Genomic DNA, 15,797 nt, shown 5'->3' on the forward strand with positions numbered 1-15,797 from the left:
CGAATGGACAGCGCGGGCGGCGCCCGGCACTCCTCCCCTGCCCCGGACGCCGCCCGCAGGCGGTTCAGCCCATCTCGGGACGAGGAATCGTCCAATAGCCCTTGTAGACGTCACGGACCTCTTCACGGACCGGCAGCCTCGGGTCGACGTACGCCCTTGTCCATTCGACGGGGACGTCATCTGCGTCCAGCAGGGTCAACACGCACACGGACACCGGCGTGCCGAGATACAGGCCCAGATGACGGGAGACGAGCGGCGGCGCGGTGCCGGCATGCAGTCGTCTGCGGATCGTCATGACATCGACGCCCTCCGCGCTCAGGATCGACATCATCGGCTTGGTGTTCAGGTCCTCCAGGCTGTGCCGCTCGCCGGTCTCGGGCAGCTGGACGTTGAGCGAGACGACATACGGGATGCCCTGGTGGACCCGCAGGCGGACGCACTGCCACAGTCGGCTGCCCGGCGGGAGTCCGAAGACGCGGCATGCCCCCGCGGGGGCCACGTCGACCCCGACCTGCAGGACCTCGAAGCCGTATTCGGACACCTCCTCCTCGGGATAGAAGACCGGGAGGCCGTCGGCGTCGCCGGGACCCGGCGGGGCGTACATGGCCCTGGGGCGCTTGCCCCGGCTGCGTTCGACCAGGCCCTCCTCGCCCAAGCGCTCCAGGGGCGTCCGGGCGGTCACCACACTGACCTTGAACCGCTCGGCCAACTCGCGCTCGCCCGGGAAGTCGGTCCGGCCCACCCAGAGACCGTCGAGGATCTCCGCAAGTAGCTGCCGGTAGATCTGCTGCTGCATCGGGACGTCGGGGTTCAGGACGTCACCGTCGTCCGTAGCAGGACCCGGGTTCCCGGCGCCACCGGACTCGTTCGACATGAGCATGGCCCCTCTTCATCAAAGACAGCGGTCTCTCGCCGGCACGGCCGGCGCCCTCTTGACTTTCCATGTTTCCCATATGAATATGTGATTCATAGTTTTACGGCAACCCCTGTCGCCCGTGTAAGGACCCGACATGACCACGCAGAGCAGGTACCGACTCCCCGACGCGCCGCTCCCGGAGCTGTTCGTCGCCCCCGAGCGCCGCGCCCGGGGCAGCGTGAACGCCTACCGGATGGACCAGCTCCCGACCGGTACGCAGCGGGAGTTCATCGACATCACCGCTTCCGACGGAGCGTTCTCCTTCGGGCTGCTGCACCTGCCCCCGGGGCCCCGCCCGAAGACGGTCGCGGTGTTCATGCACCCGCGGGAGAACCAGTCCCGGCAGTACCTGAGCCCCTATCTCCTGGAAGCCGGTTACGCGGTGTGGGGCCAGACCAGCCGCGCGCTGAACAACGACAGCGACATGGTCCACGAGGAAGTGATCCGCGACACCGCCGCCGGTATCCGGCTACTGAAGGACCGCGGCTTCGAGAAGATCGTCCTCATCGGCAGCAGCGGAGGCACCTCGCTCCTGTCGTACTACCAGTGGCAGGCGTCCCTCCCGCCAGAGGAGCGGGACACCCACGGCCCGCACGGCACACCGACCCGGTTCGCCGAGGAGGACATGCCGCCCGCCGACTTCTACGTCGCCCTCGCGCCGCACGCCGGCGAGGGCATCATCATGCTCAACATGCTCGACCCTGCCGTCGTCGACGAGTCGAACCCCACGGCGATCGACCCGGCCCTCGACATGTTCAACCCCGCCAACGGCTACCAGCCGTTCCCGGAGCCGAGCAAGTACGACACCGCATGGCTCGCCGAGTACCGCGCGGGCCAGCGCGCCCGCGCCCGCCGCCTGGACGTCATCGCCCGCGCCCTGATCGCCGGCTACGAGGAGGCGCGGCAGGCGGTCGACCGTGAGAACCTCGGCTCGCCCACCGCCCGCAGGGCTCTCATGTCGCCGTTCATGAGCATCTACGGCACGGTCGCCAACCCGGCGCACACCGATCCGACCATCCACCCCAACCACCGCGTCCCCGGCAGCATCTTCTCCGGCGGCCACCCGCTGCGCGGCTCCTACGGGCCCAACGCACTGGGCCGCATCCTCACCGCGCGGGCCTGGCTGTCGACCTGGAGCGGCCTGTCCGCGCGAGCCGAGTGGACCCACGCCGCCGAGCACATCACCGTGCCCACCCTCGTGGTCGCGCCGATGGGCGACACCGACGCCTACCCGGAGGAGCAGGAGGAGATCTACTCCCGCATCCCGGCGACCGACAAGACGTTCACCGGCCTTCCCCACGCCCACCACTACCTCTTCCTGCTCCCGAACGCGCCGACCGACTACAACCCGCGCGAGAAGGCCGGCGAGATCGTCACGAAGTGGCTCGGCGAACGCGTCGACGCTTCCTGAGCCCCCTCGCCCCACCCCTCACTCACCTTCTGGAGCCGACATGCCGTTCTACCGTTCCCTGGGACAGGTGCCCCACAAGCGCCACGTCCAGTTCCGCAAGCCCGACGGCGGGCTGTACCGCGAAGAGCTGATGGGCACCGAGGGCTTCTCCTCCGACTCCGCCCTCCTCTACCACACCTACGCCCCGACCGACGTCGTCGCGGTCGCCGCCTGGGACATCGACGGGCGTCAGACGACGCCGAACCACCCCCTCAAGCCGCGCCTGGTGCACACCCACAAGGTCGACGAGGGCGGTGACGCGATCACCGGCCGCCGCCTGCTCGCCAGCAACGAGGACGTGCGGGTCAGCTACGTGGTCGCCGACCGGCCCAGCCCCCTCTACCGCAACGCCATGGGCGACGAGATGTACTTCGTCGAGTCCGGCACCGCCCGCGTCGAGACCGTCTTCGGCGCGCTGGAGGTCGGCCCCCGCGACTTCGTCATCATGCCGACCTCCGCCACCCACCGCTGGATACCGACCGGGGACGAGCCGGTACGCCTCCTCATCGCCGAGTCGAACGGCGGCATCCGCCCCCCGAAGCGCTACGTGTCCACCAGCGGCCAGTTCCTGGAGCACTCCCCCTACTGCGAACGCGACCTGCGCGGCCCCACCGAGCCCCTGATCGTCGAGGGCGACAACGTGGACGTGTACGTCCGCCACCGGGCCGGCGGCACCGTCTACACCTACGCCCATCACCCCTTCGACGTCGTCGGCTGGGACGGCCACCTCTACCCGTACGCGTTCAGCATGGACGACTACGAGCCCATCATCGGCCGGATCCACCAGCCGCCGCCCACCTTCCAGGCCTTCGAGGCGCCGGGCTTCGTGATCTGCTCCTTCGTCCCGCACAAGGTGGAGTACCACCCGGACGCGGTGATCGTCCCCTACAACCACGCCAACGTCGACTCCGACGAGCTGATGTTCTACGTGGACGCCGCGGGCGGGGCACGGTCGGGACACGGCATCGAAGCGGGCGCGATCACCTGGCATCCCGCCGGATTCATCCACGGACCGCACACCAACGAGCTGGAGCGGTCCACCGAGGCGTACAACGCCGGCCGCATCGAGATCAAGAACCTGCGCGCCGTCATGATCGACACCTTCCGCCCACTGGACCTCGGGGAGGCCGCGCTGGCCACCGAGGACTCCGACTACCTGGCCACCTGGCGCAACGCCTGATCGGAGCCGTGTCATGCAAGCCGACGACGTCGTCCGCAGCCTGAACACCCCGCTGACCGCACCCGCATACCCCATCCCGTCCGGTACCCGGTTCATCGACCGGGAGTACCTCAACATCGTCTACCGCACCGACCCCGAGGCGCTGCGGGCCGTCGTACCCGAGCCGCTGACGGTCGGCGAGCCGCTGGTGCGCTTCGAGATCATGCACATGGGCGACGTAGGGGGCTTCGGCCCCTACACCGAGGCCGGCATCGCGATCCCGGTGGACTTCGAGGGCGAACAGGGCGAGTACCTGCACTCGATGTACCTGGACAACTTCCCGGCCACGGCCGGCGGCCGGGAGCTGTCCGCGTACCCCAAGGTGATGGGCAAGCCCAGCCTCTACGTCGACCACGGCACGCTCGTGGGCACCCTCGACTTCGGGACCCTGCGGGTGGCCACCGCGACCATGGGCTACAAGCACCGGGTGCTCGACAAGGAAGAGGCCCGCCGCCAGATCAGCGTCCCGACCTACATGGTGAAGATCGTGCCGGGCTACGACTTCAAGCCCCGGGTCGCCGACCTGGTCCGCACCCAGATCACCGACATCACCGTCAAGGAGGCATGGGCCGGACCGGCGCGGCTTCAGTTGTTCCAGCACGCTCTCGCTCCGCTGGCGGACCTGCCGGTGCTGGAGGTCGTCTCGGCCAGCCACATCAACACCGACCTGGCCCTGTCCCCCGCCAAGCCCGTCTTCGACTACCTCGACCAGACCCGGCGCGGGTAGGAGGCGGCGCCATGTCATCCCCCAGGTCGCTGACGGACCGGTCGGTGTCCGAGAACGGCGTCCGGCTGCGCTTCGGCGGCACAGCGGACGGCCCCGTACTGCTGATGCTCCACGGCGCGCTGGTCAACGGCGACGTCTGGTACGGCCTCGAAAGCATCCTTGGGGAGCGCTGGCCGGGCAGTTGGCTGGTCCCGGACCTGCCCGGCCACGGCCGCTCCACCCGGCTGTCCCACTACAGCTACGGCAGGATGGCCGCGCATGTCGCGCAGGCCGTGGCCGAACACGTCACGCCGGGCACTCCGGTACACGTCCTCGGGCACTCGCTCGGCGGCGCGGTCGCACTGACCCTGGCCAGCGGATGGTTCGGCATCGACGTGTCCACCGTCTGCGCGATCGGCGTGCGACCGGCCTGGTCCGACAGCGAGAAGGCCATGCTGGCCGCCGTTGCGGCGGCGCCCGCCCGGGTCTTCGCCTCCCGTGACGAGGCCGTGTGCCAGGTGCTCAGGGTCGCCGCCATGGACGACGTGGTCGATCCGGGCTCTGCCCTGTGCGACTCGCTCGTGATCGGCGACGGCGATCAGTGGGAGATGGTGGCCGACTCCGCTTCGCTGGCGGTCGGCGCACCGGATCTGCCTGGGCTGCTGGCCGCGTGCCGGGCCCAGGAGACCGTCCTGGCCACGGGCGAACACGATCCGCTGTCACAGCCGCGCGACCTGGTGAGTCTGCGCTCGGAGGCCACCGTGCTGGCCGGCGCGGGCCACAACCCGCACCTGCAGAACCCCGAGTACGTGTGGCCCCTGCTGGACCACCTGTACCTGTCCATGCTTCACCGCCCTTCCCAGACCCAGTTCTGAGACACACCGTAAGGAAAGCCATGTCCAGTCACCGGATCGGCCTGCTGGTGCCGAGTTCCAACACCACGATGGAGACGGAGATCCCCGAGATACTCCGCCGCCAGAGCGAGCTGACGGGTGACCAGTTCACCTTCCACGCGAGCCGCATGCGCATGAAGACCGTCGAGAAGAGCGAACTGGCCGCGATGAACGCCGACGCCGGCCGGGCGGCGATCGAACTCGCCGACGCGCAGGTCGAGGTGATGGCCTACGCCTGCCTGGTCGCGATCATGTCCCAGGGCAACGGCGTCCACCGCGGCATCGAGGAGGACCTCACCCGGACCGCCGCCGAGAACGGCTGCGCGGTCGACGTGCTGTCCAGCGCCGGCGCGCTGGTCGAGGGCCTGCACCACCTCGGTGCCCGGAAGGTCTCCATCGTCACCCCGTACATGAAGCCCCTCACCGCGCTGGTGGCCGGCTACATCGAGTCCGAGGGCATCGAGGTCCAGGACTCCATCAGCCTGGAGGTCGACGACAACCTCGCCGTCGGCCGCCTGGACCCCTCCCGCCTCCCGGACATCGCCGCCGACCTCGACACCCGCGGCGTGGACGCCGTCGTCCTCTCCGCCTGCGTCCAGATGCCGTCCCTCCCCGCGATCCCCGCCGCGGAGAAGCGCCTCGGCCTGCCCATCGTCACCGCGGCCGCCGCCACCTCGTGGAAGGTCCTGCGCACCCTCGGCCTGGAAACCGTCGCCGACGGCGCCGGAGCACTGCTCAAGAAGAACTGACCAGCGAGAAGGGCAGACCACCCGGCCAGGACTCGACGCCCCGGCCCCCGTCACACCGTCCGTTCCGTCTCGTCCGTTTCACCTCGTTCTTTCTGTCTCGTTCGTTTCATAAGTTTCTTCCACACCCCACAACCTGGAGAACTCTCGTGGACCCCATCCACAAGGAAATCACCATCGACGGACCTGTCGAGCAGGTTTTCGACCTCATCACGCAGGTCCGTTACTGGCCCGAGTGGCACATCCTCACCCGGTCCGTCACCGGCACGGTCCAGCGTCCGTTCCTCCCGGGTGACACCTTCACCGAGTTCATCCGTACCGGCGAGGGCACCAGGGAACTCACCTGGGAGGTCACGGAGTACGAGCGTGCCAAGCGCGTCACGATCGCGCTCGTGCCCGGCCCCGGCAGCATCTCGTACACCTTCGAGGCGGTCGGCGAGACCACGGTGTTCCGGCGGACCGTCGACGGCGCCGGTTCGGACGAGTCGAGGACGGTGACCTCCGGCACCGAGACGCAGTCCCTCGCGAACCTGAAGGCCCTGGTGGAGGACATCCTCGCGCACGAGAAGAAGGGCCCCTACTACCCCTGATCCGGGCGCGCCCCCAATCCCGGCGGGGCGGTGGAGGACGGCCTCCCCGCGCCGCCCCGCCGGCGGGCAGTACGGCAGCACCCGTACTGCCGTAGTGGCAGGCAACCCACCCGATTTCGTGATGACCGAGATCCTCCTGCCCCCCACCGCGGCGCCACGCTCCTCGCCGACCCGCTCCTCGACAAGGCAAGGGCATTCAGCCCGCGCGAACGAGCCGCCCTCGGCCCGGCCGACCCTGGTGCCCCGGCAGGCGACGTTCGCCCCGTCGTGACGCCCGGCACGCTCCCATGGTGGGGGTACCCCCACTCGCCACACCGGCCGAAAGCCCAAGTACATCCAGTACGAGGACTTTCGGTCGGCATGCCGACAGCACGCACCGGACGCCGCTCCCTGACGGGCAAACGCTGCCTGCCGGGGCACTGGCCATCTCGGGCGGCGAGAGCGCCGTCTGACCGGCGCCGAGTACGACGAGTTGATCGAGGCGTTCGTCCGCGCCGTCGAGACCGAGCCGCCGGACACGCTGCTCCAGCGGGAGGACTTCGCCACCGCCCACGCGCGGCCTGTTTTCGGCAACCTGTGCCGGCGCAGGTTGCCGAAAACAGGTGTTCCGGGCAAGGCGTCTGAGCACCACTCGGGCAACGGGAACGGCCGGCCCGGGTGCCCGGGTACACCCGCTACCGGATCGGCTGCTCACCTGCAACGCCGACATCCAGGGCACAGCCGCGTTGGCGCTCGGCGCCCTGTCCACCGCTGGCAGGTCGCCGCACACGGCTGACCGACCGGATGGGCGTCGTTCCCGCCAAGGCCGTCCGATCACCGCGACGCCGCCGGGCCCGGACCTGTTGTCGTACCGCGCCAGCGGCATGCTGCTGGAGAGGCGGGCAACGGCGACTGTGCCTCCTCCTCGAGAGGTGGTGCTCGACGTACCGGAGAGCAGTCTGCTCGCTCTGTACACCGACGGACTGATCGAGGCAGGCGGGCGCGACAACGACGCCGACAGCGCGCTGCTGCGCCGCACTCTCACCGCTCCGAATCCGTCGCTGGAAACATGGGTGCGATACCGCACTGGGCCGGCTCCTGCCCGATCAGCCAGTCGCCGACGTCGCTCTCCTCGTCGCGCGGGCCCGCGCCCTGGACAGTTCCCACGTCGCCACCTGGGAACTGCGGTGCGCCCCGTCCGTCGTGGCCACAGCCCGCGCGCAGGCCCTGGAGCGCCTGACGCAGTAGGGTCCGTAGAAGTGTGCCTGCGTCACCGGGCTGGCCGTCAACGAGCTGATCACCGACTCCATCCGCTACGGCGAGGAGCCCATCCGGCTGCGTCTGATCCGCGTCCGCAACTTGATCTGCGAAGTCCCGGACGCCGACAACACGTCACGCCGTCTTCGGCGCGCCCACGGCTTCGCCGAGGGCAATCACGGGCTTCTTCCGGTGGCGCAACTGTCCGATCGCTGGGGCACCCGCCACACCACGCGCGGCGGGACGGTCCGGGCCGAGCAGCGCCTCCCTGGTACGTCCGTGCCGTAGCCGCTACGAGAGACGCTGAGGTCCGCGCGCTGTCCATGTGGACGCACAGGTCCACCACCTCGTCCTCGCGCCACCGGAAGACGCTCGTCACAGGGACAGGCTCGGTCACCTCGCTCTCGTAGCGGTAGGTGACGGTCGCCTCGACGATCAGCACACCGGGCTCAGGCTCCCACAGGCTGCCGGCGACGACCGCGTCGCCCCGGCCCATGCGGACGCCTTCCGCCATGCCTTCGACGAACGCGCCGGGATCCGGCTCCACCGCCGACTCGGCATGGCGACGCATCCGTTCCAGACGCTCCACGGCTCCTCCGCAGGTGAACAGAGGTCGGGCAAGTGACCAGGCAGAGGGAAAGGCGGTCGCCGACCAGGTCGGCGACCGCCTTCTGCCGTGCGTCTCCCCGGCGCGCCTGCTTCCTCAGGCGGTCGCCGCCCGGAGCACGACGTACGCCACGGCGAGCAGTCCGAACACCGTGGCCGGTGCCACCGCCTTGCCCGGGTCCTTGGCCCGGACGTGCGCGCCCAGCGCGCCGACCATGAGCAGACCCAGGCCTACGCCGGCCGCGACACCCAGCCAGGCAGCCCACAGGCCCGCGACGGTGCCCAGGGCGCCCAGGACCTCCAGGCCGCCGATGCCGCGGTTGACACCCTGCGGAACACCGAGGTGGTCGGCCTGGGCAACGGATTTCTCCTGTCCTGCGATCTTGGGCAGACCCGCGGCCAGGAAGGCCAGAGCCAGCAGGACGGCGAGTATGACGGTGACGATGAACATCGCTGACTCCGGGGAGGTGCTGAGGGAAGGTGGTGAGGGAGGGAGGGGTGGGTTCAGAACCCGATGGCTTCGCGCACGAGAACGACCGTGCCACGACCGGGCACGATCTCCCGGCTGGTGATGAGGATCTTGGCGACGACGCTGCGCTGGCCGTATGCCTGCTGGGCCCGCGCGTCCTCCTTGGGGTAGGAGTAGCTCTCGATCCGGCGAAGTGCCGACTCCAGGTCGGGGACGATCTTCTGCGCGCCGACGACCCACACGGCGCTCGCGGCGCCGGAGGAGTAGGGGGCGAGCTGACTGCCACTGGCGGAGGCTGTGACCAGGCGCCCGTCCTCGGTGACGGCGTGGACGCTGCCCACCACGACGTCGGGGGCCGATCGCGTACGGCGGACCTCGTCGTACCGTGCGCGCAGGTCCCAGTCCGCCTGGCCGGCGCGGACGCTGACGAACCGGCCGGAGCCGTCGATGTCCTCGGCGATGCCGGACAGGCGCAGCGTCTCGCTGGTCGAGGTGAATACAGCCTTGTCGGTCGGCAGGATTTCGTTCACGAGACGCCGCGCGTCCTCGACGGTGTCGACGGTCCGCACGGTGAAGCCGTTCGCGGTCAGCGCCTCCACGGCACGGTCGAGACTCGCGGCCGACACCGGGCTGCCGTACGAGTCGTCCAGGGGCAGTGGTTCGCTGGTGATGCTCTCAGTCATGGGGGGAAAATCCTCAATCCGTTGATCAGGCGGCCAGGTTCTGCTCGTACACGGTGGCGCCCTCGGTGAGGCTGATCAGGAAGCGTCGGGCCGCGATGTTCTCCTTCAGCCCCTGCTGCCATGCCTCGTCGGAGAGCCGCAGCCAGCGCCGGGACTGCCGGTTGCCCTGCGCGAACAACTCGACGAGGGGCACCAGTTCGGACGTGGCCACGCCCAGCCGGTCGCTGAGGTCGTCGCCCAGGATGCGACGGGCGAAGGCCGCCACGAGGTCCTTGGTGAGCGGCAGGGGGGTCTTGAACGTCATCTGCGACAGCATCCCCGTCAGGACCTCGATCGTGGCCGCGGTCAGGGCGACGGAGTTCTCGTCCGGCTCACCGCTGACCGCCGCGATCGCGGCGTACCACTCCCCCGCCTCCTGGTGGTTGGTGATGCTCTGGTAGAGGTCCGGGTCGACACCGAGGAGGTAGGCCACGTAATGCCAGTAGCCGTAGAGACCGGCCATCTCGTCGTCGGTGAAGGTGATGCCCAGCTTCTGGAGGGCCTCAAGGGGGCTGTAGGTGAAGTCCAGCCAGGTGCGCACCAGGTCGACCTGGTTGATCGGCGTCCCGAGGGTCGCGGTGTCGTGGCCGTGCTTCAGCAGGGTCTTGCGTACTCGCGCGTGCATCAGCCGCACCTGCACGGTGTCCAGGTAGCCAGGGCCGCCCAGCAGCATCCCGCCGGGCAGGGCCACGCTGTTGAGCCACTTGCCCGTCTCCTGCAGCCGACGCTGGGTGATCGTCACCAGCCGACCAGTGCCGGCCAGGACGCCCGCGATACGGGGCGTGCTGTACTCGGGCAGCAGCGAGCCGAGCGCCAGTGCGATCTGGGTCCACTGCACCTCGACGGACAGGTACCCGGTCTCACCCCTGGCCAGTTTCTCCGCGTCCACCCAGTCCGGAACGGCCTGGACCTCGGCCAGCAGGGCAGCGATCGCGGGCGGCACGTCCTGGAGCGACGCGAGCCCCTTCTCCAGGCCCTCGTTGAAGGTGCCTCGTGCCGGTGCCCCGAGCTCGTCCATCTCCGCGATCACGGCGTCGGCCAGGGGGTCTCCGACGTGCAGTGACCGTTCGACGAGAGCCTTGCGCTCGGCTACGGCGGCTTGGGTTGTCATGCCTGGCCTCCAGGGAGGTTGCGAAATCCTTGACCGGCCGTGCACCCCATGGGGGTCTACCGAGCACCACCGATCACTTAATCACCTAAGTTACTGTGATTTAGCGAAAGGTCAAGTCGCCCCATGCGCCCGAACAGCCGCACGAGCTCTCGAGCGGCCACTATTCAGGTAAAAGCTAACGCTCGCTAGACTCGCGGCCATGGCTCCGACCGGCGAGAGCAGCGCCGACACGGACACGCACATCGGAGGGCGGCGCGCCTTCACGCCGCCCGATCCGCGCCCCATCCGGGCGGCGAAGTACGCGGCCCCGCGCAAGGAGTTGGCGGAATCCCTTCTGCGGATCGCCGAGGAGGGCGCGCCCCAGAGGCCTCTTCGAGGCGGACAGCACACCGGACACCAGCCGCGCCCCGCCCGGTACGCGCCAGGCGGTGACGAGCCGGTACCACGCTGAGGGCCCACTCGCCCCGGAAGAGATCGCCGACCGCCACGCGGCGATCTCGGCTGCGCACAGTGGGGGCAGCGCGGCAGTCGCGACCCCGAGCGTCGACCCACCCCCCGGCACCACCACCGCCCACCCGAAGGCGACACCGGCCACGGCCGGCCCCATCCGTACGACCCAGCGGCACGTGAGGGTCGACCCGGGCATCACGCACCCCACAGGGAGCGCACACAGCCACCACAACCACCAGACTTGACACCGCTCATTTCACCTATGATTGTGTGATTGCGATATTTTCACTCACGCACTCATGACGAAACACCCGCACTCGCTCATGAGTCCATTCACAAAATGCCGTTTGTCACCCTTTGAGGAGGACACTCATGGCCGACCATACCCAAGCCGTCGTCATCACCGGAGCTTCCGAGGGCCTCGGAAGGGCAACCGCGATGCTGCTGGCCGAACAGGGCTACCGCGTCTTCGGAACCACCCTCGACGAGGCGGAGTCCGACGACCTGTCCGCGGCCACAGGGGGCAGGGTCACCCCGATCGTCATGGACATCACCGACGACGCCCAGGTCGAGGCGATGGCGCGCACCGTCGAGGAGCAGATCGGCGACCAGGGCCTGTTCGCCCTGATCAGCAACGCCGGCATCCTCGTGCCCGGACCGATGGAGATCGTCTCCATGGAGGGAATCCGCCGGCAGTTCGACGTGAACGTCTTCGGGCATGTGGCCACCATCAAGGCACTGCTGCCGGCCCTGCGTCGCGGCCACGGCCGCATAGTCGAGATCGGCTCGCTCACCGGCCACGTCGCGCTGCCGTACAAGGGGATCCTGGCTGGCTCCAAGTTCGCCATGGAGGGGCTGATGGACCTGCTCCGCCGCGAACTGCTGCCCTGGTCCATCCCGATCACCATCGTCCGCGCCGGAAAGATGCGTACGAACGCGCTCCCCAAGGCGGCTCGCAACCAACAGGCCCTCATCGACGGTCTGACGCCCGAACAGGACGCCCTGTACGGCGAGTCGCTGCGCCGCTTCGCCAAGGCCGACCTCGAGGCGGCGGACGGGGGCGTCGACCCGAAGGACGTCGCCGCCCAGATCGCCGGCCTGCTGGCCGACCCGAACCCGCCGACGCGGGTGCTCACCGACCCCGCGGACCAGAAGATCCTCGACCTCGTCGATTCCCTGCCCGACCAGGAAGCCGACCAGAAGATCGCCCACATGATGGGCGTGCTCTGACCGACCGCACCGCGGGAACTCGAAGAACGCGACTCAGCAAGACCGGAAAGGCGACACCACCGTGAGTCTCATCCCCGCCACCAGCCTCGACGGCTTCCACCTCACCTGGGAGAACCAACAGGCCGACCTCGTCGTCCGCGAGTACTTCAAAGCGCTCAACGAGGGCACCGACGACGACATCGACCGCGTACTCGCCCCGACCTACGAGAGCCACCGTCGCACCGGAACCACCGGCCGCAACGGCGAGAAGAACCGACTGCTCACCCTGCGCAGAGCCTTCCCCGACCTCACCTACGAGATCCACGAGAACGTCGGAGTCGTCGTGGAGGGCGACCTGCTCGCCCTTCGGACCTACGTCTCCGGCACCCACGAAGGGCCGTACGCCGGACACGAGCCCACGGGCAAGAGCTTCCGTATCGGCAACCACCACTTCTTCCGCCACCGGGCCGGCCGGCTGGTCGAACACTGGGAGGTCGAGGACAGCTACCGCATCCTCGCCGAGTGCGGTCTGATCCCCCCGAGCATCCCGCTCTTCGACGAGAAGCCCGGGTCGCCCTTCGGTATCGGCGTCAACCGGCAGACCACCAGGCCCGACTGGCACAAGTCCCAGGTACGTGCCATGTACGAAGGGGTCGTGGCCACCGGCAACGCCGAGGACGCCTACGGCATGGCCGACGTCTACATCCAGAACACCGGCCGCGCCCCCGACGGCGCCTCCCACTTCAACGAGGAGTTCGTCGGATTCCGCAAGGTCTTCCAGAAGGGACGCGCGTACCAGGTGCAGATGGTGGCCGAGCGGGACCGGGTCATCACCCGCAGCCGCTGGGACGGATACCACCTCGGCGATCTGGGTCCCCTCCCGGCCACCGGGCGAGCCGTCGACTTCACCACCGCCGACACCTTCCGCTTCGAGGACGGCGTGATCGTCGAACACTGGGACACCACGGACTTCCTCGCGATGCTCGACTCCCTCGGGGTCATGAACGGCCACTGATCGCCTGCTGGTGCGGGCCGCCGTGCGCATCCACCACGGCGTCCCGCACCGCACGTCCGCCACGGCGTCCCCCACCGCACATCCACGACCTTGAGAGCACCCATGCCCACCGTCGACGCATCACACTCCCCGCAGTCCACCCCCGTCCCCGCCGCCATGACACAGCGTCAGATCATGCAGGCCCTGTCCGGGATTCTGCTTGGCATGTTCGTGGCAATCCTGTCCTCCACGATCGTCTCCAACGCCCTCCCGCACATCGTCTCCGACCTGGGCGGGACCCAGTCCTCCTACACCTGGGTCGTCACCTCGACCCTGCTCACGATGACGGCGTCCACCCCCCTGTGGGGCAAGCTCGCCGACCTCTACGACAAGAAGCGTCTGATCCAGACCGCTCTCGTCATCTTCGTGACCGGGTCCGTCCTCGCCGGGCTCGCCAAGGGCACCGCGCTCCTCATCGCGATGCGCGCCGTCCAGGGCATAGGCACCGGCGGCATGACGGCGCTGTCCCAGATCGTCCTGGCCGCAATGATCCCGCCGCGCGAGCGGGGCCGCTACAACGGCTACCTCGGCGCCGTGTTCGCTGTGGCCACCGTCGCCGGCCCGCTCATCGGCGGCGTCATCACCGACACGTCCTGGCTCGGCTGGCGCTGGTGCTTCTACGTCGGCGTGCCGTTCGCCGTACTCGCCCTGGGCGTGCTGCAGCGGACGCTGCGCCTGCCCGGCGGCACCGGCGGCAAGAAGGTGGACTGGCTGGGTGCCGCGCTGATCACGGCGACGGTGAGCCTGCTGCTGGTCTGGGTGACGCTGGCCGGGGACTCGTATCCCTGGAACTCGTGGCAGACCTACGCGATGCTCGGGGGATCCGTCGTCCTGGCGGCCCTGTTCGCGCTGACCGAGACGAAGGCCGTCGACCCGGTCATCCCGCTGCGGCTGTTCCGCAACCGCACCATCGCCCTGGCCACCTCGGTCTCGCTCTTCGTCGGCGCCTCCATGTTCGCCGCCACCGTCTACCTCAGCCAGTACTTCCAACTCGCCCGCGGCGATTCCGCCACCAAGGCGGGACTCATGACCATCCCGATGATCGCCGGCCTGTTCCTGGCCTCCACCGTCTCCGGCCGGCTCATCACCCGCACCGGGCGCTGGAAGGCATGGCTGATCTCGGGTGGCATCCTGCTGACCTCCGGGCTGGCCCTGCTGGCCCGGCTGCACTACGACACCCCGTACGGGCAGGTCGCGACCGCGATGGCACTCACCGGGCTCGGGCTCGGCATGAGCATGCAGAACCTGGTGCTCGCGGCACAGAACCAGGCCGACGCGACCGACCTCGGCGCCACCAGTTCCCTGGTGGCGTTCACCCGCTCGCTCGGGGGCACCGTCGGCGTCTCCGCTCTCGGCGCGCTCCTGTCCAATCGTGTGACCCACTACGTCTCCGACGGACTCGCCCGCATCGGCGCGCCGAAGGCGGCGTCGGACACCCAGGGCAGCGTTCCCGACCTGTCCACGCTCCGCGAACCGTTGCGGACCATCGTCAAGAGCGCCTACGGGGACGGCATCGCCGATCTCTTCCTGTTCGCCGCTCCCGCCGCCCTGCTCGGCCTGGCGCTGGCCCTCCTCATCCGGGAGACCCCTCTCAGGGACCACGCGCTCGAACCCGATCCCGAGCCGCAACACGAGCGCCCCACGACTGCGCCGGCCGACCCCCGGACCCCCGGGGTCGATCCCGTCTGAGGTCTGTCCGGCGGATCACGAGTGTTCCGGTTCTCGTGGCCGTGCAGTCGGACGCCTCAACCCGCGAATGGATCCTCCACCGTAGGGATGTACGGGGACAGCAACGCCTCCGTGTGGCGTGACGATGCTCCGGACGAGCCTCAGTACGCGTACCTCGTTCTCGTGACCCGGTTCTTCGTCATCGTGAACAAGGAGGAGACCGGGGGAACCAGGGGCGATGGCCGAGCCCGGCTGTCCGGCCCCTGTGGCCGGGGATCAGGCGACGCGGGCGGGAACGTCTCCCGCTGCCTCTCGTCCTCGTCTCAGGTGAATGCCTGGTCGCTGTCCCTGTGCTGGCCCCAGCCGTGCCAGCGCTCCACCTCGATCCAGGCACTGACCCGGGCCCGGACCCGGTCCGGGTAGGGCTTGCCGGTGTAGTGGCCGGCGATGCGGTCGATGTCGGTCAAGCCGTCGTCTTCATACGTGTCGACGACCCGGCCGATCAGGGTGACGTGGGTGTACCAGTCGCCGCCGTCGAGGACGGTCAGGGTCAGGCGAGGATCGCGGCGCAGGTGCCGCAGGCGGACGCGGCCCTCGTCCAGGCTGATCAGCGCACTGCCGTCCTCCCACAGGTACCAGGTGGGTGTGGACACCGGCGTGCCGTCGGAGCGAAGCGTGGCCATGACAGCCGGGTTGGGGCGGCGCAGCAGGTCCTGCGCCTCGGGTGGCAGGGGCGGCTTGGACATCTCGTC

General features: G+C 69.2%; 19 protein-coding genes. 12 read left to right on the top strand and 7 right to left on the bottom strand.

Going from position 1 to position 15,797, the window contains the following annotated elements; genetic code table 11:
* Positions 1-64: 64 nt before the first annotated feature.
* Positions 65-874, bottom strand: coding sequence for a GntR family transcriptional regulator (locus ABZ887_RS33520; protein ID WP_361297689.1), 810 nt, complete (start codon positions 872-874; stop codon positions 65-67).
* A gap of 136 nt (positions 875-1,010) precedes the next feature.
* On the opposite strand from ABZ887_RS33520, the gene ABZ887_RS33525 reads away from it, so the two are divergent.
* The 7 genes from ABZ887_RS33525 to ABZ887_RS33555 all read left to right on the top strand — a co-directional run bounded on the left by ABZ887_RS33525 (position 1,011) and on the right by ABZ887_RS33555 (position 7,295).
* Complete coding sequence (locus ABZ887_RS33525; protein ID WP_361297692.1) at positions 1,011-2,327, top strand: hypothetical protein; 1,317 nt, start codon at positions 1,011-1,013, stop codon at positions 2,325-2,327.
* Between the two features lie 40 nt (positions 2,328-2,367).
* Entirely contained in the window at positions 2,368-3,546 is a 1,179-nt protein-coding gene (locus ABZ887_RS33530) for a cupin domain-containing protein (protein WP_361297695.1), read from the top strand.
* Positions 3,547-3,559: 13 nt separating this feature from the next.
* Positions 3,560-4,312 (top strand): acetoacetate decarboxylase, encoded by a 753-nt coding sequence (locus ABZ887_RS33535; RefSeq protein WP_361297698.1) that lies wholly within the window; start codon positions 3,560-3,562, stop codon positions 4,310-4,312.
* Between the two features lie 11 nt (positions 4,313-4,323).
* Positions 4,324-5,166 (top strand): alpha/beta hydrolase, encoded by an 843-nt coding sequence (locus ABZ887_RS33540; protein WP_361297701.1) that lies wholly within the window; start codon positions 4,324-4,326, stop codon positions 5,164-5,166.
* 20 nt (positions 5,167-5,186) lie between these two features.
* Positions 5,187-5,933, top strand: a complete 747-nt coding sequence (locus tag ABZ887_RS33545; RefSeq protein WP_361297703.1) for an Asp/Glu racemase — start codon at positions 5,187-5,189, stop codon at positions 5,931-5,933.
* A gap of 146 nt (positions 5,934-6,079) precedes the next feature.
* Positions 6,080-6,520 (top strand): SRPBCC family protein, encoded by a 441-nt coding sequence (locus ABZ887_RS33550; RefSeq protein ID WP_361297706.1) that lies wholly within the window; start codon positions 6,080-6,082, stop codon positions 6,518-6,520.
* A 472-nt stretch (positions 6,521-6,992) separates the two neighbouring features.
* Positions 6,993-7,295 (top strand): hypothetical protein, encoded by a 303-nt coding sequence (locus tag ABZ887_RS33555; RefSeq protein ID WP_361297709.1) that lies wholly within the window; start codon positions 6,993-6,995, stop codon positions 7,293-7,295.
* A gap of 245 nt (positions 7,296-7,540) precedes the next feature.
* Here ABZ887_RS33555 and ABZ887_RS33560 read toward each other — a convergent pair whose 3' ends face one another.
* Positions 7,541-7,666 carry a hypothetical protein gene (locus ABZ887_RS33560; protein WP_361297712.1) on the bottom strand — a complete coding sequence of 42 codons (126 nt, stop codon included), beginning with the start codon at positions 7,664-7,666 and terminating at the stop codon, positions 7,541-7,543.
* Positions 7,667-8,081: 415 nt separating this feature from the next.
* Between ABZ887_RS33560 and ABZ887_RS33565 the strand changes: the two genes are divergently transcribed.
* Positions 8,082-8,381, top strand: a complete 300-nt coding sequence (locus ABZ887_RS33565) for a hypothetical protein (RefSeq protein WP_361297715.1) — start codon at positions 8,082-8,084, stop codon at positions 8,379-8,381.
* 78 nt (positions 8,382-8,459) lie between these two features.
* Here the strand turns inward: ABZ887_RS33565 and ABZ887_RS33570 are convergent, their stop codons facing one another.
* The 3 genes from ABZ887_RS33570 to ABZ887_RS33580 are packed head-to-tail and all read right to left on the bottom strand — an operon-like array spanning position 8,460 to position 10,664.
* The gene (locus tag ABZ887_RS33570) at positions 8,460-8,813 is read right to left on the bottom strand and encodes a DoxX family protein (protein WP_361297718.1); all 354 of its coding nucleotides are present in this window, start codon (positions 8,811-8,813) and stop codon (positions 8,460-8,462) included.
* A 53-nt stretch (positions 8,814-8,866) separates the two neighbouring features.
* Entirely contained in the window at positions 8,867-9,514 is a 648-nt protein-coding gene (locus tag ABZ887_RS33575) for an LUD domain-containing protein (protein ID WP_361297721.1), read from the bottom strand.
* A gap of 25 nt (positions 9,515-9,539) precedes the next feature.
* Positions 9,540-10,664: an oxygenase MpaB family protein gene (locus ABZ887_RS33580; protein WP_361297724.1), complete on the bottom strand. Its 1,125-nt coding sequence runs from the start codon at positions 10,662-10,664 to the stop codon at positions 9,540-9,542.
* A 199-nt stretch (positions 10,665-10,863) separates the two neighbouring features.
* On the opposite strand from ABZ887_RS33580, the gene ABZ887_RS33585 reads away from it, so the two are divergent.
* From ABZ887_RS33585 to ABZ887_RS33600, 4 genes are all read left to right on the top strand, one after another.
* A complete protein-coding gene (locus ABZ887_RS33585) occupies positions 10,864-11,115 on the top strand; it encodes a hypothetical protein (RefSeq protein WP_361297727.1) in 252 nt (83 codons plus the stop codon).
* A 371-nt stretch (positions 11,116-11,486) separates the two neighbouring features.
* Positions 11,487-12,344 (top strand): SDR family NAD(P)-dependent oxidoreductase, encoded by an 858-nt coding sequence (locus ABZ887_RS33590; RefSeq protein ID WP_361297730.1) that lies wholly within the window; start codon positions 11,487-11,489, stop codon positions 12,342-12,344.
* A 61-nt stretch (positions 12,345-12,405) separates the two neighbouring features.
* Positions 12,406-13,338: an ester cyclase gene (locus ABZ887_RS33595; protein ID WP_361297732.1), complete on the top strand. Its 933-nt coding sequence runs from the start codon at positions 12,406-12,408 to the stop codon at positions 13,336-13,338.
* Positions 13,339-13,494: 156 nt separating this feature from the next.
* On the top strand, positions 13,495-15,066 hold the full coding sequence (locus tag ABZ887_RS33600) for an MDR family MFS transporter (RefSeq protein ID WP_361297911.1): 1,572 nt from the start codon (positions 13,495-13,497) through the stop codon (positions 15,064-15,066).
* A gap of 15 nt (positions 15,067-15,081) precedes the next feature.
* Here ABZ887_RS33600 and ABZ887_RS33605 read toward each other — a convergent pair whose 3' ends face one another.
* Together ABZ887_RS33605 and ABZ887_RS33610 are read right to left on the bottom strand one after the other, a co-directional pair.
* Positions 15,082-15,285, bottom strand: coding sequence for an Imm7 family immunity protein (locus ABZ887_RS33605; RefSeq protein WP_361297914.1), 204 nt, complete (start codon positions 15,283-15,285; stop codon positions 15,082-15,084).
* An 83-nt stretch (positions 15,286-15,368) separates the two neighbouring features.
* On the bottom strand, positions 15,369-15,791 hold the full coding sequence (locus ABZ887_RS33610; protein WP_361297735.1) for a PPOX class F420-dependent oxidoreductase: 423 nt from the start codon (positions 15,789-15,791) through the stop codon (positions 15,369-15,371).
* Positions 15,792-15,797: the final 6 nt, after the last annotated feature.

The sequence above is a fragment of the Streptomyces sp. NPDC047061 genome, assembly GCF_040643955.1.
GTDB lineage: Bacteria > Actinomycetota > Actinomycetes > Streptomycetales > Streptomycetaceae > Streptomyces.

What these genes read in the sequence shown, in the direction of transcription:
- ABZ887_RS33520 (WP_361297689.1), bottom strand. Translation starts at nt 874, where the DNA reads ATGTCGAACGAGTCCGGTGGCGCCGGGAACCCGGGTCCTGCTACGGAC.
- ABZ887_RS33525 (WP_361297692.1), top strand. Translation starts at nt 1,011, where the DNA reads ATGACCACGCAGAGCAGGTACCGACTCCCCGACGCGCCGCTCCCGGAG.
- ABZ887_RS33530 (WP_361297695.1), top strand. Translation starts at nt 2,368, where the DNA reads ATGCCGTTCTACCGTTCCCTGGGACAGGTGCCCCACAAGCGCCACGTC.
- ABZ887_RS33535 (WP_361297698.1), top strand. Translation starts at nt 3,560, where the DNA reads ATGCAAGCCGACGACGTCGTCCGCAGCCTGAACACCCCGCTGACCGCA.
- ABZ887_RS33540 (WP_361297701.1), top strand. Translation starts at nt 4,324, where the DNA reads ATGTCATCCCCCAGGTCGCTGACGGACCGGTCGGTGTCCGAGAACGGC.
- ABZ887_RS33545 (WP_361297703.1), top strand. Translation starts at nt 5,187, where the DNA reads ATGTCCAGTCACCGGATCGGCCTGCTGGTGCCGAGTTCCAACACCACG.
- ABZ887_RS33570 (WP_361297718.1), bottom strand. Translation starts at nt 8,813, where the DNA reads ATGTTCATCGTCACCGTCATACTCGCCGTCCTGCTGGCTCTGGCCTTC.
- ABZ887_RS33575 (WP_361297721.1), bottom strand. Translation starts at nt 9,514, where the DNA reads ATGACTGAGAGCATCACCAGCGAACCACTGCCCCTGGACGACTCGTAC.
- ABZ887_RS33580 (WP_361297724.1), bottom strand. Translation starts at nt 10,664, where the DNA reads ATGACAACCCAAGCCGCCGTAGCCGAGCGCAAGGCTCTCGTCGAACGG.
- ABZ887_RS33585 (WP_361297727.1), top strand. Translation starts at nt 10,864, where the DNA reads ATGGCTCCGACCGGCGAGAGCAGCGCCGACACGGACACGCACATCGGA.
- ABZ887_RS33590 (WP_361297730.1), top strand. Translation starts at nt 11,487, where the DNA reads ATGGCCGACCATACCCAAGCCGTCGTCATCACCGGAGCTTCCGAGGGC.
- ABZ887_RS33600 (WP_361297911.1), top strand. Translation starts at nt 13,495, where the DNA reads ATGACACAGCGTCAGATCATGCAGGCCCTGTCCGGGATTCTGCTTGGC.
- ABZ887_RS33610 (WP_361297735.1), bottom strand. Translation starts at nt 15,791, where the DNA reads ATGTCCAAGCCGCCCCTGCCACCCGAGGCGCAGGACCTGCTGCGCCGC.